The following is a 19,041-nucleotide window of genomic DNA, read 5'->3' as shown; positions in this document are numbered from 1 at the left end:
GCAGGCCGGGCTGCAGTGCGGCGCTGAGCGGCCGGGGCTGTACCCGCCGCCCGTGGCGCGGGACAATCCGTGGCCGTGGGCAGCGGTCCGTTACGGCTGCGGGCGTTGACATGGAGTTGGCCCCGCGTGGATTAAATTGCTCTCCCCCTACCGGCCGGCCGACCGCTGCCTGCCGTTCCCCCTGCTGCTGCGATGCCTTTCAGTTCAAGGTTCGGTGACCCGATGATGTCTGTCCTTCCCTGGTCTGTCGCGCGGCTGCGCGGCGCGCGTGCCCCGGCCGTGTTGGAGCAGCGCGCATGAGTGCAGGGGTGGGGCGTTTTCCCGGCAGCACCGGCCCGATGGCCGAGCAGGTGCGTGGATGGAACTGGCAGGCGACGCCGGTGGGCCCGATCGACCAGTGGCCCAGTGCGCTGCGCAATGCGGTCAACCTGATCCTGGCCTCGCCCGAGAGCATGTACGTGGTCTGGGGCGATGACCTGACATTCTTCTTCAACGATGCCTACAGCCCGATCCTGGGGCCGCGCCTGGAGGGGGCGCTGGGGGCGCCGCTGAGGCAGCTGTGGGCGGATGCGTGGGACGCCGTGCGCGCACCGATCGAGACTGCCTTCGCAGGCGGGTCCTCCCGCTACGAGAACCTGCCGGTCTCCATGAGCCGCCAAGGCGTGCCTGAAGAGACCTGGTGGACATTCTCCTTCTCGCCGATCTTCCTGGACGATGGCAGTGTCGGCGGCGCGTTCTGCGTGACCAACGAGGTGACCAGCATCATCGTGGCGCAGCAGCGCCTGGCCAAGGAGAACGAGCGCCTGATCGCGCTGTTCGACAAGTCGCCGATGTTCATGGCCTTCCTCAGCGGGCCGGAGCATCGCGTCGAGCTGGCCAACCCGGGCTACCAACGCCTGGTCGGCAACCGCCACGTGCTCGGGAAGTCGATCCGGGAGGCGCTGCCGGAAATCGTCGACCAGGGTTTCATGCCGTTGCTGGACGAGGTGTACCGCACCGGCAAGCCGTACATCGGCAGCGAGATGGTCTACGACGCGCCGTTCCCGTCCGATCCCTCATCGGCCCGGCGCCTGCTGGATCTCGTCTTCCAGCCGGTGGCCGGCGAAGACGGCAGCACTGCCGGCGTGTTCGTGCAGGGCCTGGATGTCACCTCCCACATCGAGCTGCAGCGCACGATGCGGCAGGTGGAGGCGCGCAATCGCCAGATCATCGACAGTGCCAGCGACTACGCGATCGTCGCCTCGGACCTGCAGGGCAACGTGACCCTGTGGAATGCCGGCGCCGAGCACATCTTCGGCTGGACGGAGGCCGAGATGCTGGGCCAGAAGGTGGAGCGGATCTATACCCAGGAGGACATCCTGGCCGACCGCCTGCGCCACAACCAGAGCGTCTCGATCGCATCGGGCGGGGTCAGCGGTGAGCGCTGGCTGGCGCGCAAATCCGGCGGGCGGTTCTGGGCCAGCGGCGCCATGACCGTGCTGCGCGATGAAGATGGCGCCGCGCTGGGCTTCGTCAAGGTGCTGGGCGACCGGACAGAAGAGCGCCGCGCCAGCGATGCACTGGCCCATAGCGAGCGACGCCTCGGCGCGCTGGTGAGCGCCTCCTCGCAGTCGCTCTATGCGGTCACCGCCGACTGGCGCGAGATGCGCCAGATTCTGGCCACTGGACCGGTCGCGCAGGACGACAGCCTGCCCGCGCTCAGCGACTGGAAAGAGCGCTACGTACATCCGGAGGATCTGGGCCTGCTGGAGCAGGCGATCGCCCGCGCGCTGGCGCAGCGGGAGCCGCTGGCGCTGGAACACCGCAGCCTGCTCGCCGATGGCAGCGTGCGCTGGGTGCAGATGCGCGCGGTGCCGCTGCTGGACGGCAACGGCGAGATCACCGAATGGTTCGGCACTGCCTCGGACGTGACCGAGCGGCGCCTGGCCGAAGACCAGCTGCGCGAGCTGACCTTGACCCTGGAAGAGCGGGTGCAGGCGCGCAGCGCCGAGCTGCAGGTGGCTGAAGAGCGGTTGCGGCAAAGCCAGAAGATGGAGGCCGTGGGCCAGTTGACCGGCGGCCTGGCGCATGACTTCAACAACCTGCTGACCGCCATCTCGGTCGGCCTGGAGCTGCTGGAGCTGCGCATCGATCAGCGTCGCTACGATGATGTGGGCCGGTACCTGGAGATGGCGCAGTCCAGCGCGTCGCGCGCCACCGCGCTGACCCAGCGGCTGCTGGCCTTCTCCCGCAGGCAGACGCTGGCGCCGACGCCGGTGGTGGCCGATGCCCTGGTGCGCGGGATGCTGGACATCATCTCGCGCACGCTGGGGCCGTCGATCGCGATCGCCACGCAGCTCGATTCGGATCCATGGTCGGTGCTGGTGGATGTGCCGCAGATGGAGAATGCGCTGTTGAATCTGTGCATCAATGCCCGCGATGCCATGCCCGAGGGCGGCCCGCTGATCATCAGTGCGGCGAACGTGACGTTGCAGGGCGAGGCTGCGGCAGCGCTGGATACGCCCCCGGGCGATTACGTGCGGCTGGCCGTCAAGGACGCCGGAACCGGCATGGAGGCGGCGGTGATCGAGAAGGTCTTCGAGCCGTTCTTCACCACCAAGCCGATCGGGCAGGGCACCGGCCTGGGCCTGTCGATGATCTATGGCTTCACCCGCCAGTCCGGCGGCCAGGTGCGGATTGATTCGCAGGTCGGCCAGGGCACGACGGTGGAGCTGTACCTGCCACGCTTCATCGGCGAAACCGCGGCCAATGCGGTGCAGGAGACCGAGCAGGATGCGCCCGCCACATCCACGCCCAGCGTCGGGACGATCCTGGTGGTTGAAGACGAGGGGGCGATCCGCGCGCTGCTCAGCGAGGTGCTGGGCGGCGCCGGCTATCGGGTGCTGGAGGCGCCGGAGGGCGGCCAGGCGGTCGAGCTGCTCCACTCCGGGCAGCCCATCGACCTGCTGATCACCGATGTTGGCCTCACTGGCGGGCTCAATGGCCGGCAGGTCGCCGATGCAGGGCGCCAGGTGCGGCCCGGGCTGCCGGTGTTGTTCATCACCGGCTATGCGGCGTCGGCGGCGGTGGGCGCCGGGCAGCTGGAGGAGGGGATGGAAGTGCTGACCAAACCCTTCACCACTGCCGAACTGGAGCGGCGTGCGCGCGCGCTGTTGGCGACTGCAGGCAGCAGCCAGTGACGGTGTTGGCTGCGCTCAGAGCAGGGACCTGACCGAGCTCACCAGCTGTTTGAGCGTGAAGGGTTTGCGCAGCAGTTTGATGTCCTCGCCGAGAAAGTCCGGCCGGGCCCCGGCCGCCCCGGCATAGCCGGTGACCAGCAGGATGGGCATGGCCGGGTGCAGCGTGGTGGCGATCGTGGCCAGGTCGCGGCCGTCCATTCCGGGAAGCCCGACATCGGACACCAGCAGGTCGAACGGGCCGTCATGCCTGAGGCACCCCAGAGCGGCCTCGGCGTCGGCAACGTCGAGGACCTCGAAGCCATCGTCGTTGAGGATGTCCTTGGTCATCTCCCGGATGGGCGCATCGTCTTCGACGAGAAGCACGCGGCATCGTGGGTGGGAACGGGCAGCAGTCATTGCGGGCGCGGATCCTCGTGGCATGCTGCCACCTGTGCGGAGCTCCACCTTAGCGCCCGCGCGCGTTAGCCGGCCGTGCATCGCGCGCCAGCCCGGCGTCATGATCCCCGGGAGGCGCCGATGACGGCAGCCTCCTTCATTACCCTCGGTCCAAGGTCTCACCGCCCTGGGCGGGGCTCTCGTCCTGCAGGGAGGCCCGGATCGAGCGGGCCAGATCGGTGCGGGTGAACGGTTTGGCGAGCAGCGCGATGGTCCGGCCGACCGTGCCGCTTGCGTCGATATCGCGCGGATAGCCCGAGGTGAACAGGACCCGCAGCCCCGGTTTCCGGCCGATCGCCTGCTTGGCCAGTGCCCAGCCGGACATGCCCGGCATCACGATGTCCGAGAACAGCAGGTCCACGCTCACGTCCGGCCGCTCCAGCAGGCGCAGGGCGGAGGGTCCGTCATGCGCTTCGAGCACGCGGTAGCCCAGCTGGCGCAGGGTATCCACGGTGTAGGCACGGACATCGTCATTGTCCTCGGCCACCAGCACCGTGGTTTCCTCCTCCACCTCGTAGGCGTTGGCTTCCTGCGCCTCGGCCTGGCGGGTGCCGGGCAGGGCCGAGGCCGAGCGCGGGAACAGCAGGGTGATCGTGGTGCCGCTGCCTTCGATGGAGTCGAGCAGCACATGGCCACCGGACTGCTTGGCGAAGCCGTACACCATCGACAGGCCCAGCCCGGTGCCGCGGCCGACCTCCTTGGTGGTGAAGAACGGTTCGAACACCCGGCCCATCACCTCGGCGGACATGCCCTGGCCGCTGTCGCGCACCCGGATCATGGCGTATTGGCCGGGCGGCACATCCGGGTGCTGCGCTGCGTAGTCCTTGTCCAGATGGATGTTGTCGATCTCGATCGTCAGGCGCCCGCCCCCGGGCATGGCATCGCGGGCATTGACCGCCAGGTTGAGGATGGAGGCCTCCAGCTGGTTCGGGTCGATCTCCACGCACCAGATATCCGGGCTGTGCAGCATGTCGATCTGCACCAGCTCGCCCAGTGAACGCTTGAGCATGTCCTGCATGCCGCGCATTTCTTCGTTCAGGTCCACCGGCATGTTCTTCAGCGGCTGCCGGCGCGAGAACGCCAGCAGGCGCTGGGTGACGTTGGCCGCGCGCATCACGCCCTTCATCGCGTTGTCCAGCGAGCGCGAGGAATTGCCCGCAGCGTCACCCAGGCGGTCGGTCAGCATCTTGGCGTATTCGATGTTGCCGGCGATCACGGTCAGGATGTTGTTGAAGTCGTGCGCGATGCCACCGGTCAGCTGGCCGACGGCCTCGATCTTCTGGCTGTGCCGCAGCGCCTCTTCGGCCTGCCGGCGCGCGGTGGTTTCCACCGCTTCGGAGACGACCGCGGTGATCCGCGCCTGATGGTCGAACAAGGGGCGGAAGGAGAAATCGAAGGTCCGCTTGCCGGTGGGCAGGCGCAGCTCCAGCTCATGACGAGAGGCGGTGCCGGCCGCCGCCTCGAGAATGGCCGTGCAGACCACGCCAGGTACCCCGGGGGTATCGGCGAACCAGGCAGACTCGCAGTAGAGGCTGCCGCGGACGTCTTCCTTGTTGGCGAGGATGGCCGCCAGCGACGCCGAATTGGTGTCGATGATGTGGCCATCCAGGGTCAGCAGGTTCTGGTGCTGGAAGCTGGATTCGAACAGCGCCTGCAGTCGGCTTTCACTGCGGTGCAGCGCCGAGGTCCGCTCGTCGACCTGGCGTTCCAGGGATTCGTTGTTGGCCCTGAGCAGCGCCTGCGCGTGCTTGAGCTCGCTGATGTCGCGCGCCATCGCGTAATAGCCGAGCACCGCGCCGTCCGGCGCCAGCTCGGGTACGCAGTCCACCTGCGCGTGGCGGGGCGTGCCATCGCTGCGCAGCGAGAGCAGGTCGAAGCTCACCTTCTCACCGAGCAGGACCCGGTCCAGGTGCTGCTGGATGCTGTTGAAGGTGTCCTCGCCGATCACCTCGCGGGTGTGCCGGCCGATCAGGCTCTCCGGCGTACGGCCGTGCCACTCGACATAGGCGTTGTTGGCGAAGCGGTAGCGATGGTCGTGACCGAAGTAGGCGATCAGCGCCGGCAGCGAATCGGTGATCAGCCTCAGCCGCTGGTGGCTCTCATGCAGCTCGGCCTCCACGCGCTGCAGCCGGCGGCGCTCCTGCGCTTCGCCGATGGCCCGGAGCACGGCATCGGGCAGGCGCTGCAGGCGTGACTTGACCACGTAATCGCGCGCACCGCGCTTGAGCGCCTGCACTGCGAGTTCTTCGGTGAGCGTGCCGGAGACGAAGATGAAGGGAATCTGGGGGGCGATCTCGCTGGCCAGGGCGAGCGCGGCGTCACCATCGAAGCCCGGCAGGACGTGGTCGGCCAGGATCACATCGAACGGCGTCGTGGTCAGGGCATCGAGCATGCCCTGGTGCGACCAGGTGCGCTCGGCGGTGAACGGCACCCCGGCGCGCTTGAGCTGCGCGGTGATCAGTTCTGCATCAAGTGCACTGTCTTCGACCATCAGGATCCTGATGGTCTTTGCTGTGGCGGCCTCAGCCATCGTGTCTACTCTTCCCGCCGAACAGCGTGCCGTGCGGTGGCGGCTGGTTGGTGATGCCCCAGAACATGCCCAGGCCCTGGATCGCTTCAAGGAATTCCTTGAAGTCCACCGGCTTGACCACGAACGCGTTGACGCCCAGCTCGTAGCTGCGGATCAGGTCCTGCTCTTCGCGCGAGGAGGTCAGCATCACCACCGGGGTGCTGCTGAGCGCACGGTCGGTACGGATTTCCTTGAGCACTTCCAGCCCGTTGAGCTTGGGCAGTTTCAGGTCCAGCAGCACGACCACCGGGCCGCCATGCATGGCCCCTTCATAACGCCCCTGGCAGCGGAGATACTCCAGCGCTTCCACGCCGTCGCGCACATGGGTCACGTCATTGAGCAACTGGCAGCGGGCGAGCGCGGCCATGGTCAATTCAGCGTCTTTCGGGTTGTCTTCTACGAGCAGGATCGGTCGCAGATCTCTCATAGGTGGTCTCCAGTAACAAAGGGAATGGTGAAATAGAATGTCGCGCCGGCGCCGACCTGGCCTTTCGCCCAGGTCCGGCCGCCATGGCGGGTGATGATGCGGTGCACGTTGGCCAGGCCGATACCGGTGCCTTCGTACTCATCGACGTGATGCAGCCGCTGGAACACGCCGAACAGCTTGTCCACGTAGCGCATGTCGAAACCACAGCCGTTGTCCTTCACGAAGAAGATGTCCTCCGTGTCGTTGCGTTCATGCCCGACCTCGATGCGTGGTTCGGGCGTGTCGCGGGTGAACTTGATCGCATTGGCCAGCAGGTTCTGCCAGACCAGCCGCAGCATGCCGGGGTCGGCCTGCACCTTGGGCAGCCCCGCGATCTGCCAGTCGATGGCGCGCCCGGCGTACTCCATGTCGAGTTTGTGGCGCACGTCTTCCACCAGGGCGGTCATGTCCATCGCGATCTGGCCCATCGTCGAGCGGCCCATCTGCGAGAAGCTGAGCAGGTCATCGACCAGGGTCCCAGCCGATTTTGCCGACTCCACGATGGTGTCGAGAAATCTCTTTTCTGAATCGTTCAATCTTTCGCCGGCCGAGGACCACAGCAGTTCCGAGTAACCGACGATGTGCCGGAACGGGGCGCGCAGGTCATGGCTCACCGAGTAGGAGAACGCTTCGAGTTCCTTGTTGCTGCGCAACAGCTGCTCGTTCAATGCCGCCATCTCTTCGGCCTTGCGCAGCACGATATCCACGATGGCCGTGCGCAGTTCCAGCGCAGCATCGCGGTCCACGTCGTTCCAGGGCAGCGACTGCTGGCGCACGGTCTGCTTCCAGCCCTCGAAGGAAGTGCGCGGCGACAGGGGCTGTCCGGTCTCTTCCTTGCGCGGGTCGCCGCCCCAGCGCACGGTGCGGACCACTTCGGGACGGAACCAGATCACGAAGCTGTCGTGGATCTGCGAGATCGAGATGGCCAGCACGCCGCTGGCCACGCCGGCGAAGGCTTCGGCCTCCTTCCAGTCCAGCGGCAGGGTATCGGTGCAGAAAATGTCGCCCTCGATCTGTTGCGCGGTCAGCCATTGCACCAGCTGCATCACGTGGCGCTGGCCGGGGCACTGGCCATGCAGGATGCACTCGCCACGGTGCACGATTGCCGCGCCGGTGGACTGGGTGAGCGCGAGCAGGCTCTGCTGGTCGCGGCCGAGTGCGGCCATGAAGTCGGTGTCACCGGCCATCCGCCCGAGCAGCCGGACCTGGATCGCGCGGCGTGCGATGCGCTCTTCGACCAGGACCGCGCGCTGTTTCACCGCGATCTGCAGCGACAGGATCTGACCGATGAACTCGCAGGCCGTACGTACGTGGTAGGGCACCCGGCGGGCGACCTGGTTGTGACAGGAAATCAGGCCCCACAGCTCGCCCTCGGACAGCACCGAGACCGACATCGAGGCGCCCGTGCCCATGTTGCGCATGTACTGCAGGTGCACCGGGGAGACGCTGCGCAGCATGGCCGGGCCCAGATCGATGGGCGCCGCATCGGCGAGGGCCGGTACGCGCACCAGCGGCACGGGGGTGTAATGGCTGTCGGCGATCAGGCGGACGCGGTTCTGCCGGTACAGATCGCGCGCCTGGGCGGGGATGTCCGATTCCGGGAAGCGCAGGTCGAGGTAGGAGGGCAACACGTCGTTGCGGTCCTCGGCCACCACCGCGCCGTTCCAGTCCTTGTCGAACTGGTAGATCATCGTGCGGTCGAAGCCGGTCAGCTCGCGGATATGCGTGGCAGCGAGTTCGCACAATGCCTGGGTCGTCGGCGCGTGCTCGATGGCGGCCATGAAGCGGCGGATCGAGGGATACAGGTCCTCCAGCGAGCCCGGTTCGCCCGGCACCGGGGCCTCCAGCTCGATGATGACGTCATCACCGATCCGGTGGGCCACGGTGTGGTGGTTGCCCGCCGTGCCCACCGGGTGCGCGCCCAGGAAATGCGAGGCACCCTCCTGCAATGCCTCCAGCACCGGCCTGCATGGCGCCAGAGTGCCGGCCAGCACCTGCTCCAGCGGCTGGCCCAGCGGATCGCCAAGCGCCTCCAGCAGGCCCGGCTCGGCCATCGCGCGGGCGTTGACCGTCAATGTCGTGTGATCGAGGACCAGGATCAATCCGTACGGCTGGATGGCACCGGGGGTACGGATCGGCTCACGCGCGCAGCTGGACAGATCCAAGGCGCTTGCGCCGGAATTCCTCGAGGACATTCATTGACTCCTGATCTTTACCAGTACTGGCCACCGCACGAATGGCACGGCTGCGCCTGGTTGTCAGGAGCACACACCGTCACCTGCGACGCGGCGTGCCACAGTTCCCTTATTTTTGCATAGGCGGGGGCCCGGATCTGTGAGGATGCGACGGTGTTCCTTGCGCTTCGCGCGGATCAGTCCCAGCGGTAACGGAGGGTGGCTGACCACAGCCCCCCCGAGCCATCGACCGGTCCGCCATTGGCATACCGGTAGTATTCGTTCGCGGCAAGCAGCGGCTCGGGCAGTCTGGTGACTTTGCGGTCGAACACGTTGTTGGCGTTCAGCGCCACGTCCCAGCCGCCGGGCAGGGTGGCCCCCAGCTGCAGATCGGTGATCCAGAGGCCGCCGATGTCATAGGCGATCTCGGCCTGGCCGGCATACGGCCCACTGCTGGCGACCGTGGTCGGCGAACCATAGCGCTGGATGTCGCCATAGCGGCTCTGGCGCAGGCCGACCCGGTAGCGGCCCAGGCTCCAGTCCAGGCCCAGCACCTGCCGGGACTTGGGCGCCTTGTAGAGCAGCTCGTTCTGCGATCCGGTGCTGAACACCGGCACATTGAAGGCGGCGAGCACGGCGGGGGTGGGGGCCAGGCCGGTGATCCTGGCGCGGTTATGGCTGCTGGCCAGCGTCCAGCGCAGGCTGCCGCCGCGGCCCAGATCGACGCGGCCTTCGAGCGTGGCTTCCACGCCATCGGTGCGGGTATCGGCGGCATTGATGAAGTAGCGCACCCCATCCTGTGCGCCGAGTCCCACCGAGGTGACCAGCACGCCGGAGCCGGGATACAGCCCCTCGCGGAAGGTGGTGGACAGGGCGATCCGGTCATCCACATCGATGCGGTAGGCATCCACCGTCAGTGATGCGCCCTGCCATGGCTCGGCCACGATGCCCAGGCTGAGGCTTCGCGAGGTTTCCGGGCGCAGCGGCTGCGCACCCAGTGCAATGGCCTGCGGCGAACCGGCCTGCAGGATGTGGTCGGTGTAGAAATTGCCGTTGGAGGTGTTGCGATACGCCTGCGCGGCCAGTGACGGCGCCTGGAAACCGTTGCTGATCGTGCCGCGCAGGGCGAGCCGGGGATGCAGCGCGAAACGGGTGGACAGGCGGCCGGTGGTTTCGCTGCCGAAATCCGAGTAACGCTCATGCCGGCCGGCCAGGTCCACGCGCCAGCGCGAGCCCAGGTCGGCCGCGACGCCGAGGTACAGCGCACCGCTGTTGCGGCTGACATCGACTGCGTCCTCGGGCCGGTAGCCGGGCAGCGCCTGCGAGCCGCCCAGGCCGATCCCCAGCACCGTGCCCGCGTAGGGACCGTCGAGCACCCGCTGCCCGCCATGGGTGTAGGACTGCACGTCGCCCGCGCCGATCCGGTAGCGCTCGTCGCGATACTCCGCCCCTGCACTGAGTTCCAGTGGCGCGGCCAGCCACGCCGTCTGCAGCTGGCGGCGCAGATCCAGGTTATGGGTCCAGGCGCTGTAGCGCAGGTCGCCGATGTAGAAATCGGTCTGGCTGTCCAGGCCGTAGGTGGGGTTGATGCTGTTGTGCAGGTTGATATCCATCGCATCGCGCCCGTAGCCGCTGCTCAGGTCCCAGTCCCACTCGCCGAACTGGCCGCGTACCCCCAGCGTGAGCGCGCCGTCGTTCTCGTCGATGTGCTCGGTCGGTGCAAAGCCATCCGGATCGATCGCGCGTACTACCTCATTGCGCAGCGGTTGGCGGAAGTTCTGCGGTGCCCAGGCATCACGCTGGGCCAGGGTCAGCAGCCCGTAGGCCTCTACCGTGGCAGCCAGTGGGATGCTGGCATTGGCCGTGGCGGTCTTCGTGCGGAACGCGCGGATGCCCCGGTTGCGCCAGGCATTGTTGTCGCGCGTGGCCTCGCGCGGATCCGGCGTCGCGCCGGGTGGCAGCGTCGGGTTGCTGGCCTGGTTGCCGCCGGGGCGGATCGCATTGCCGGCCGCGTTGCGCGGAAAGTAGTACAGGAATGTATCGCGTGCGGGGCTGGTGTAGTTGGTGGCTTCCTGGTCGTCCAGCTGCGCCGCCAGGTGCAGATAGCCGCCGTCGCCCAGGCCGAACCCGGCATCGGCCTGCACCACGCGCGCGCGGCCATCGCCGGCGAAGTAGGTGCCATCGCGGTAGGAGACGTTGCCGCCGCGGGCAGCCTTTTGGGTGACGATGTTGATGACCCCGGCGATGGCGTCCGAACCGTAGATCGCCGAGGCGCCATCGCGCAGCACTTCGATGCGTTCGATCGCACCGGTAGGGATCAGGGCGAGATCGGCGGGCGCCGCGCCACCGAAGCCACCCGCGCCCAGCAACGCGGTGGCGTGGCGGCGCTTGCCGTCCACCAGTACCAGCACGTGGCTGGCATTGAGGCCGCGCAGCTGCCCGGCACGCACCATGCTGTTCAGATCCCCGGTCTCCAGCGGCAGGTTGAAGCTGGGCACGGTGGTGTTGAGCACATCCAGCAGGCTGCTTGCGTTGGCGGCGCGGATGTCCTCGGCGGACAGGACATCGATCGGCGCCGCGCTTTCGCGCACGGTGCGGCCCTGTGCACGGGTGCCGGTCACGGTGACCGTATCCAGGGTGGCGGTGCTCACGCTGGTGGCAACCTCCACCTCGGCTGCGCCGTATGCGGCGAGGGGCAGGGACAACGCGGACAGGACGGCGAGAACCAACGGCAGGCGATGGTGCGTGGACAGCATGGAAGATCCCCAGGAGAAGGAGGGCCGATGCACAGCGGCATGCGGCAGGCAGGCGAGGGCGGATGGACCGGATCAGCCGGTGGCTGGCGTACCCGTGCAACAGCACTCGGCAGCGGTGGCGGCACGTCCGGTGCCGGTCATGGCGCACCGCCGGCCGCGGCAGCCCAGCGGGCGAGGTCGGCAGGATGCAGCGGGCCGTTGTGGACCTGCAGCACGGTGCCGTGCGCATCGATCAGCACCGAAAACGGCAGTGTGCCGATGCGGTTGCCGAACGCGGCGGCGGTGCCGGGCGGCCCGTCGCCCTCCGCCAGTTGCGGGTAGGTGAGGCGCAGCTGGTCGCGCAGGGCCTTGGCCGATTCCACATCATCGAGCGCGACACCAACCACGTGCACGCCGTTCGGCCGCGAGGTCTGCGCCTGCGAGAAATCCTGCAGGTCGGGCAGTTCCTTCAGGCACGGGCCGCACCAGCTGGCCCAGTAGTTGAGCAGCACCGGGCGGCCGCGCCATTGCGCCAGCGACGCCGGGGCGCCGTCGAGATCGGTCCAGTGCAGGACCGGTGCCGCCTGGCCGGCAGGCGCGGCCGTGGTGGGCGGGGCGGCGAACGATGCCATGGGCAGCGCGATCATCAGCACGGTAGCCAGCAGCGCCAGGCGGCGCAAAGCGGAAGAGGTCATGGAGGTGAGGCCGTCGAAGAGGTCGCGCGCGACGCGAAGCGGTCGTCGGTGAGGGTGTGCAGGAACTGCTCGATGTCGTCGATCTCCGCCTCGGTCAGGTGCAGCGGATCGCGCAGCTGCGCGTCCCGGCCGATCGAATCGGGGATGACCTTGCCGGGGTCGTCGTAATACACGATCACTTCGCGCAGGCTCTTGAACATCCCGTTGTGCATGTAGGGCGCGGTCAGCGCGACATTACGCAGGCCCGGCACCTTGAACTCGCCCTTCTGCGCCGGATCGCCGGTGATCCCGCCGCGGCCTTCGTCGTTGAACTCGCGGCCGTTGTAGATGCCGATGTTCTTGAAGCGGTCCGAGGTGAAGTCCTCCCCGGCGTGGCAGCTCACGCATTGGGCCTTGGTGATGAACAGCAGGCGGCCGCGCTTGGCCGCGTCGCTGATCGAGTCCTCCTGGCCCAGCGCGTAGCGGTCGTACGGGCTGTCCACGGTGTTGAGAGTCTTCTGGTAGGCGGCCAGGGCGCGGCCCAGCGTGCGCGCGCTGGGAGCGGTGCTGTAGGCATCCTGGAAGCGCGCCACCCACGCAGGATCGGCACGCAGCCGCGCCACCGCGTCATCCACCGGCAGGTCCATCTCCAGCGGGTTGGCGATCGGCGCGAGCGCCTGTTCCTCCAGGGTCTCGCTGCGGCCATCCCAGAAGAAGCGGGTGCGCCCGGCACTGTTCATCACGCTGGGCGTGTTGCGGGTGCCCAGGCGACCGTCCACGCCCAGGCTGAGCGCGCGGTCATCGGCGAAGGCGCGGGCCGGCTGATGGCAGCTGGCGCACGACACCGTGCGGTCACGCGACAGGATGGGATCGAAGAAGAGCTGTCGGCCCAGCTGGGCGCGCGGGTTGTCGGACAGATCGCCGTCGTAGGTCGGCGCATCGGCGGACAGCACCGGCGCCAGGAACGCGCCGCCGGCCAGTGCCGCAAGCAGGGAGAGGGACAGGGCAGGGCGTAGCATGGCGGGCACCGCGCTCAACGCGCGGCGATCTCCTGCTGGACCAGCTCGCACAGGCCGCTCTCTTCGAAGCAGACCTGCGCGCGCAGGGTGCCGTTCACCGGCGTGCCGCCCGCCGCCACGGGCAGGCGCAGCTGCCCTTGTTCGCTGAAATAGGTGTAGCGGTAGTCACCGGCGAAACTGCGGCCGTGGCCTTCGCGGGCATCGACCGAGCGCAGCGGGCCCTGCGTCTGCGCCCCGTCCGCCAGGATCACCCGCGCCGCGCGCGGGCCGATCTGCGGTTGCTCGAAGTCCGAGGCGTACAGGATCCAGCCCGGTTCGATGCGGGCATCGATGACCAGCTCGCGGGACCCGTCGGGCGCGGCCTCCAGCCGCGGCTGGAGGGCGACCTTTGGCGTATCGGCGGCGATCGCGTTGCCACCGCTCAGCAGCAACGCAATGCCCAGGGGAAGGATGCCGTACCTCACTCCTTGCCCCCTTGCGCCTCGGTGGTGATGCGCAGCTGCACTTCGTCGGCGATGTTGGGCAGGAACGCATCCAGCCCGAATTCGCTGCGGCGGATCACGCCCGTGGCGTTGAAGCCGATGGTTGGCACCTTGCGGCTGGGATGCTCGCCCACCTTGTTGAGGGTGGCGTCGAGCACGACCGGGCGGGTGACGCCATGCAGGGTCAGCTCGCCGGTGATCTTCAGGCGGCCGGCGCCCTGGGACACGACCGAGGTGCTGCGGAAGGCAGCCTGCGGGAACCTGGTGACATCGAAAAGTTTGTCGCTCTTCACGATCTCGTCGAGTTTTGGCACGTGGGTGGCCAGCTCGGCCAACGGCAGCTCGACCTGTACCTGCGAGGCGGCGGGCCTGGCGGCGTCGTAGACCAGTGTGCCGCTGCTGATCGCGGCGCGGCCGGTCGGGAACGAAAAGCCGTTGTGGTTCCAGGTGAACAGCACATCGGTATGGGTCGGGTCGAGCTGGTAGGTCACCGGCGCGGCGATCGCCACGGCAGGTGCGATGGCAGCGGTGAGCAGGGTCAACAGCACGGTGGTGCGCATGGGGCAGGTCTCTTTGTGGTGGCCCGCAGCCGCCCGCGGCATCGCGGGGAGGCCGGGCGTGCAGCGCAGGAGGGAGGACCGCGGCGGGCAGGCAGGCCGGCCGCCGCGGAGGGTTACGGGGCGACGGCCAGTGCCGGCGTCGTGGTTGCGGTCGCGGCGCTTGCCGCATACGGATCGGGCTCGGCAATCAGCCCGTCGAGCAGGCTGTTGAAGCGCGCCACATAATCCTGGTGATACTCCCCGGTCACGGTGCCGGTGTAGCCGGTGTAGATCTCGCGGACCTTGCCGTCACGGCCGATGATGATCGTGGTCGGGAAGGCGGCCATGTAATTGAGGCCCTTGAGTTTCTCGGTAGCGACTTTCTTGTCGGCGATGCCGCCGAACACGATGTCGTAGCGGATGTCGAAGTAATCCTTGAACGTGGTCAGGGTCTTCTTGAAGTAATCGAAGTTGTCTTCCTGCTCGAAGGCGACCGCCACCGCCTCCACGCCACGGTGCTGGTTCTGCTTGAACCACGGGGCCAGGAAATAGGTCTGGTCGGTGCAGTTCGGGCACCAGGTACCAATTACTTCAACGATGACCACCTTGCCGCGGTATTTGTCGTCGCGCAGCGAGACCTGCTTGCCCTGCAGGTCGGGGAAGCTGAAATCGATGCGTTCCTGGCCATCCTTGAGGAAGGTGAGCTTGTACGGATCCGGCAGCTCCACCTTGTCGCTCTTCTCGGCCTCGAACTTCACCACGTTGTAGATGCCGCTGCCGAACGCGCCCTGGATGTTGCCGTCTTCATCGATCGTGCCGCGGATCAGCAGCGGGCTGGGCCCACTGAAGCCGGACAGGTAGAAACGGTTGCCCTGCACGGTGCCTTCCAGCTCGCGGGTATCACCCACCACGGTCATGAACACGCCGGAGAGGCGATTCCCTTCCTGTTTGAGCAGGGCGATCTGGTTGCGCTTGTCCTGGCGGGCGGCCTTGTCGATGGTCTGCACGGCCCACTTGCCGCTGAGGTCCGCCGCCGGTGCCTCGTCCTGGCCGGGCTTGACGAAGCGCCATGCCGCGCCCTGTTCGGCGGTGAAGGCAAGGTTGCGCGCCCCGTTGCGGCTGGGCACCAGGTCCTTGTACTGGCCGACCAGGTGCTTGCCATCCTCGGAGACCTTGCCTTCGAGCACCGCATCGTAGGTGTTCATCCGCACCGAGAAGGTCCCGTCATCGCGCGGGGTGACCTTGAATCTGTCGGTGCGGCTGCCGTTGAGCAGGGTGAAGGTCGCGTCCTGCGCACGCTTTCCCTTTACTTCGAAGTTGAAGGGAATGGGATCGCCATCGATATTGAATTCGCCGCGCCACACCCCTTCCGCAGGAAATGGGGCGGTGGCTGCGGCCGCTGCAGGCAGGACCACGGACAGGCTTGAGGCGAGGAACAGGGCCGCGACGACGCGACCGGATAATGCCAGTGTCATGAGAGTGCTTCCAGATAATCCCCTTGGACGCGCCAAGTCGCCGGCGATGCAGCCCCCGTTCCACTGCATCCGCTGAAAGGCCATCCCTGGCCGGTCACGTGCCATCCGTGGCGTGACTGGATTATTGCCACGTGAATGTCGTAAAAGTTCATCGTGGCTTGGAACGCATGTTCATCAGCATATTCACCGGCGCGACGATGGCAGGCTGATAACCGTTTTGACATCAGCGCATTTGCCGCCGTGGCCGGCATCGAAGACCATGGTGGCCCGAGGCGCCCGGCCCCGCGCCGATACTGAGGAGGGAACCCGTCGTGAAGCCAAGGGAAGGTATCCAGGTCTCGGTTTATACCCGCTGGCACCAGCTGGCCGTCCCGCTCGCATTCCTGTTGGCTGCGGGCAGTTTCATGTTCATCGTGCTCAATCGCGGTCCGGTGGGTATCGCCATCGTGGTGGCACTGCTGTGCCTGGTGCTGCCGCCGTTGTTGGCCTTCCAGGGCTTCCCGACGCGCAATGAAGTGATGGTCATGGCCGATGGCCTGATGTTTTCGCGACGCGACGCAGTGCCCTTCGATCAGTTGTCCAGCTGGGGCACCGATGACTATCTGAAACTGGTGCGGCCGGGTCGGGCGACACTGATGGTGAGTGCAGCCGATCTGCAGAGCCGTGACCGCCTGCTGCGCGAATTCGAACACGCACTGGAGGCTTGGCAACGCAGGCAGCCTGCGCTCAGCGAGCCGATCCGGCGTACTCACTTCTATGGCTCGGCGCGTGCGGCGGCCCTCGGTGCGGTGATCATCGGGCTGGGCGCGCTGTGCATCGTCATGGCATTGCGGTTGCGTGAGCCGTCCATCGAGCTGGCGGTTGTCGGCGCGCTGGGTGGGCTGGTCGGCGTGATCATGCTGCTTGGCCGGCGGGTGTGAGTCTGGCGCGGCCGTCCACACGGTCTTGTTTTCAGCGTCTCGCGTATTTCACGACCTGAAGCGCAGCCTGCCGATGCGAGCTGCATCCGCAGCGCATGAAAAGGAGTGCCATCCGCTATGAATACCCGAGGCGATTACGCCCACCCCGAGCCCGTCGCTGCCGCGACCGTGGCCGTGGTCACCCCACCGCCGGTGGTGGATCTTCCGCGCGAGAGCGCCGTGTCATGGGGCGCTATCCTGGCCGGTGCCATCGCCGCAGCCGCGCTTTCGTTGATCCTGGTGATTCTCGGCGTGGGCCTGGGCCTGTCGTCGGTCTCGCCGTGGTCGTTTGAAGGCGTGACTGCCGAGACCTTCGGCTGGTCCAGCATTGCCTGGTTGACCTTCACCGCCATCGCAGCCTCCGGCCTGGGTGGCTATCTGGCCGGTCGCCTGCGCACGAAGTGGAGCAACCTGCACGGCGATGAGACCTACTTCCGCGACACCGCACATGGTTTCGTGTCGTGGGCGGTGGCTACCCTGCTGACCGCCGCACTGCTGACCTCCGCGATCGGCGGCATTCTCGGCGCTGGCGCCAAGGTGGCCGGTGCCACCGCAGGTGCGGCGGCGTCCACTGCCGGCGGTATTGCCGCAGCAGGCGCAGGCTCGGCCGCAATGGGCAACGAAGAGGGTGACGTGCAGTACTGGGTGGATTCGCTGTTCCGTGCCAACCCGACCGCAGCGCAGCCCGCGCCGCCGGTGGGTCCGGCCGATGCAGCGGCACCCCCGGCACCGCCGGTCAACGGCGCACCGCCGCCGCCGCGCCCGATGCCGGGTGCCGACCGTCGTGCGGACAGCCGTGAGGTGCGTACCGAGGTCAATCGCATCATCGTCAACAGCCTCAAGTCCGACACCATGGACCCGGCCGATACCCAGTACCTGGGCCAGCTGGTGGCGGCACAGACCGGGATGAGCCAGGCCGAAGCACAGGCCCGCGTGACCGATGTCCAGACCCGCCTGCGCGCTGCGCTGGACAACGCCAAGCAGCAGGCCAAGCAGGCGGCCGACGATGCCCGCAAGGCGAGCGCCTATGCCGCGCTGTGGCTGTTCATCACGCTGCTGATCGGTGCCTTCATCGCCAGCCTGAGTGCCACCTGGGGCGGCCGTCGCCGCGACCTGTGAACCTGACCATCCCAAGGGAGGAAACACCATGAAGTACATTCTGCTGTGGATGCTCGGCATTCCGATTCCGCTGCTGCTGCTGTTCGCGCTGCTGCGCTGACCGTTCCACCATCAGGCCGCCTTCGGGCGGCCTGATGCGTTGTGGCGGCCCGGCCTGGAAACGGGCCAGGCGAACAGCCCAGGTCCGGTCTTTCTGAATGAGTCAGGGAGGTGCAAACAACCTTCACGCCATCAGCATCTGCCGTCATGCCCAATCTTCCTGAATTCATTTAAGCTTGGATGATTGCGACCCCCATTCATATCGGTGATGGGTCGCCCGTCCACCCGGTGTTTCCCTTCTTTCAGGACCTTTTCCATGGCGGCTTTGCAGCAGCGCACGATCGATCTCATTCGCAGCCATCAAGAGCCCCTGCTGGCCGCATGGGCCGGCAATCTGGCCGGTTCCAGCCAGGCCCAGGACGGCCGCCTGTCCTCCCGCGAGCTGGACCAGCAGGTCCGCGAGTTCTGGCGTCTGTTCCTGGAGGCGCTGTCGGCTACGGAGGTCAGTTCCATCGCACGGGTCGAGTGGCAGGACATCCGCCGCTTCCTGGAGGAACTTTCCCGCGAGCGCGTGCTGAAGGGCTTCAACTCGTCGGAGACCGCCAGCTTCATCTTCTCGCTGAAGCGACCGCTGTTCGAGGTGATCCAGCAGGGCTACGCGAATGATCCGGCGCAGCTGGGCGACCAGTTGTGGGCGGTCTCCGAGCTGATCGACCAGTTGGGACTGCACACGGTCAGCGTGTTCCAGAAGACGCGCGAGGACGTGATCCAGCGCCAGCAGGAAGAGATGCTGGAGCTGTCCACGCCGGTGGTGAAGCTGTGGGAAGGCGTCCTCGCGCTGCCGATGATCGGCACGCTGGATTCGCAGCGCACCCAGGTGGTGATGGAGTCGCTGCTGCAGCGCATCGTGGATACCGGTTCTGAAATCGCGATCATCGATATCACCGGCGTGCCCACCGTGGACACGCTGGTCGCACAGCATCTGCTGAAGACCGTGACCGCCATCCGCCTGATGGGTGCCGATGCGGTCATCAGTGGCGTGCGGCCGCAGATCGCCCAGACCATCGTGCACCTCGGGCTGGACCTGCAGGGCATCGTCACCAAGGCCAACCTCGCCGACGCACTGGCGCTGGCGCTCAAGCGCACCGGCCAGACCGTGACCCGGACCGCCCGCTGA

The 19,041-nt window shown here is 67.2% G+C and carries 14 protein-coding genes; 4 read left to right on the top strand and 10 right to left on the bottom strand.

All coding sequences use genetic code 11. The annotated features are described in order from the left end of the window. Positions 1-296 precede the first annotated feature (296 nt). Entirely contained in the window at positions 297-3,179 is a 2,883-nt protein-coding gene (locus ORK51_RS06240; RefSeq protein ID WP_266084550.1) for a hybrid sensor histidine kinase/response regulator, read from the top strand. Between the two features lie 15 nt (positions 3,180-3,194). On the opposite strand, the gene ORK51_RS06235 is transcribed toward ORK51_RS06240, so the two are convergent. From ORK51_RS06235 to ORK51_RS06190, 10 genes are all read right to left on the bottom strand, one after another. Next, a complete protein-coding gene (locus ORK51_RS06235) occupies positions 3,195-3,575 on the bottom strand; it encodes a response regulator (RefSeq protein WP_070427419.1) in 381 nt (126 codons plus the stop codon). A 139-nt stretch (positions 3,576-3,714) separates the two neighbouring features. Continuing rightward, positions 3,715-6,144, bottom strand: coding sequence for a hybrid sensor histidine kinase/response regulator (locus ORK51_RS06230; protein WP_261996870.1), 2,430 nt, complete (start codon positions 6,142-6,144; stop codon positions 3,715-3,717). Next, entirely contained in the window at positions 6,137-6,610 is a 474-nt protein-coding gene (locus ORK51_RS06225) for a response regulator (RefSeq protein WP_019184186.1), read from the bottom strand. The genes ORK51_RS06230 and ORK51_RS06225 overlap by 8 nt, the downstream gene beginning before the upstream one ends. After that, complete coding sequence (locus tag ORK51_RS06220) at positions 6,607-8,844, bottom strand: ATP-binding protein (protein WP_266084549.1); 2,238 nt, start codon at positions 8,842-8,844, stop codon at positions 6,607-6,609. The genes ORK51_RS06225 and ORK51_RS06220 overlap by 4 nt, the downstream gene beginning before the upstream one ends. A 176-nt stretch (positions 8,845-9,020) precedes the next feature. Then, positions 9,021-11,579: a TonB-dependent receptor plug domain-containing protein gene (locus tag ORK51_RS06215; protein ID WP_266084548.1), complete on the bottom strand. Its 2,559-nt coding sequence runs from the start codon at positions 11,577-11,579 to the stop codon at positions 9,021-9,023. 137 nt (positions 11,580-11,716) lie between these two features. Next, positions 11,717-12,253 carry a TlpA family protein disulfide reductase gene (locus ORK51_RS06210; RefSeq protein WP_266084547.1) on the bottom strand — a complete coding sequence of 179 codons (537 nt, stop codon included), beginning with the start codon at positions 12,251-12,253 and terminating at the stop codon, positions 11,717-11,719. Beyond that, complete coding sequence (locus tag ORK51_RS06205; RefSeq protein WP_266084546.1) at positions 12,250-13,251, bottom strand: cytochrome-c peroxidase; 1,002 nt, start codon at positions 13,249-13,251, stop codon at positions 12,250-12,252. The genes ORK51_RS06210 and ORK51_RS06205 overlap by 4 nt, the downstream gene beginning before the upstream one ends. 14 nt (positions 13,252-13,265) lie before the next feature. Further along, positions 13,266-13,715 carry a protein-disulfide reductase DsbD domain-containing protein gene (locus ORK51_RS06200; protein WP_266084545.1) on the bottom strand — a complete coding sequence of 150 codons (450 nt, stop codon included), beginning with the start codon at positions 13,713-13,715 and terminating at the stop codon, positions 13,266-13,268. Continuing rightward, the gene (locus tag ORK51_RS06195; protein ID WP_266084544.1) at positions 13,712-14,293 is read right to left on the bottom strand and encodes a YceI family protein; all 582 of its coding nucleotides are present in this window, start codon (positions 14,291-14,293) and stop codon (positions 13,712-13,714) included. Before ORK51_RS06195 ends, ORK51_RS06200 begins: the two co-directional genes overlap by 4 nt. 113 nt (positions 14,294-14,406) lie before the next feature. Then, a complete protein-coding gene (locus tag ORK51_RS06190) occupies positions 14,407-15,747 on the bottom strand; it encodes a peroxiredoxin family protein (protein ID WP_266084543.1) in 1,341 nt (446 codons plus the stop codon). Positions 15,748-16,058: 311 nt separating this feature from the next. Between ORK51_RS06190 and ORK51_RS06185 the strand changes: the two genes are divergently transcribed. From ORK51_RS06185 to ORK51_RS06175, 3 genes are all read left to right on the top strand, one after another. Next, on the top strand, positions 16,059-16,667 hold the full coding sequence (locus ORK51_RS06185; protein WP_266084542.1) for a hypothetical protein: 609 nt from the start codon (positions 16,059-16,061) through the stop codon (positions 16,665-16,667). Between the two features lie 117 nt (positions 16,668-16,784). Continuing rightward, on the top strand, positions 16,785-17,825 hold the full coding sequence (locus tag ORK51_RS06180; protein ID WP_266084541.1) for a hypothetical protein: 1,041 nt from the start codon (positions 16,785-16,787) through the stop codon (positions 17,823-17,825). Positions 17,826-18,180: 355 nt separating this feature from the next. Next, positions 18,181-19,041 (top strand): STAS domain-containing protein, encoded by an 861-nt coding sequence (locus ORK51_RS06175; protein ID WP_266084540.1) that lies wholly within the window; start codon positions 18,181-18,183, stop codon positions 19,039-19,041.

The sequence above is a fragment of the Stenotrophomonas sp. RIT-551 genome (assembly GCF_026241915.1).
In the GTDB taxonomy this organism is placed as follows: Bacteria; Pseudomonadota; Gammaproteobacteria; order Xanthomonadales; family Xanthomonadaceae; genus Stenotrophomonas; species Stenotrophomonas bentonitica_A.
Note: the sequence above shows the minus strand (reverse complement) of the source record. Positions and strands in the feature narration are given on the sequence as shown.

Bases quoted from the DNA above. Each gene is read 5' to 3' on its own strand.
- ORK51_RS06210 (WP_266084547.1), bottom strand. From the start codon at position 12,253: ATGACCTCTTCCGCTTTGCGCCGCCTGGCGCTGCTGGCTACCGTGCTG.
- ORK51_RS06215 (WP_266084548.1), bottom strand. From the start codon at position 11,579: ATGCTGTCCACGCACCATCGCCTGCCGTTGGTTCTCGCCGTCCTGTCC.
- ORK51_RS06195 (WP_266084544.1), bottom strand. From the start codon at position 14,293: ATGCGCACCACCGTGCTGTTGACCCTGCTCACCGCTGCCATCGCACCT.
- ORK51_RS06180 (WP_266084541.1), top strand. From the start codon at position 16,785: ATGAATACCCGAGGCGATTACGCCCACCCCGAGCCCGTCGCTGCCGCG.
- ORK51_RS06190 (WP_266084543.1), bottom strand. From the start codon at position 15,747: ATGACACTGGCATTATCCGGTCGCGTCGTCGCGGCCCTGTTCCTCGCC.
- ORK51_RS06230 (WP_261996870.1), bottom strand. From the start codon at position 6,144: ATGGCTGAGGCCGCCACAGCAAAGACCATCAGGATCCTGATGGTCGAA.
- ORK51_RS06240 (WP_266084550.1), top strand. From the start codon at position 297: ATGAGTGCAGGGGTGGGGCGTTTTCCCGGCAGCACCGGCCCGATGGCC.
- ORK51_RS06225 (WP_019184186.1), bottom strand. From the start codon at position 6,610: ATGAGAGATCTGCGACCGATCCTGCTCGTAGAAGACAACCCGAAAGAC.
- ORK51_RS06205 (WP_266084546.1), bottom strand. From the start codon at position 13,251: ATGCTACGCCCTGCCCTGTCCCTCTCCCTGCTTGCGGCACTGGCCGGC.
- ORK51_RS06220 (WP_266084549.1), bottom strand. From the start codon at position 8,844: ATGTCCTCGAGGAATTCCGGCGCAAGCGCCTTGGATCTGTCCAGCTGC.
- ORK51_RS06175 (WP_266084540.1), top strand. From the start codon at position 18,181: ATGGCGGCTTTGCAGCAGCGCACGATCGATCTCATTCGCAGCCATCAA.
- ORK51_RS06235 (WP_070427419.1), bottom strand. From the start codon at position 3,575: ATGACTGCTGCCCGTTCCCACCCACGATGCCGCGTGCTTCTCGTCGAA.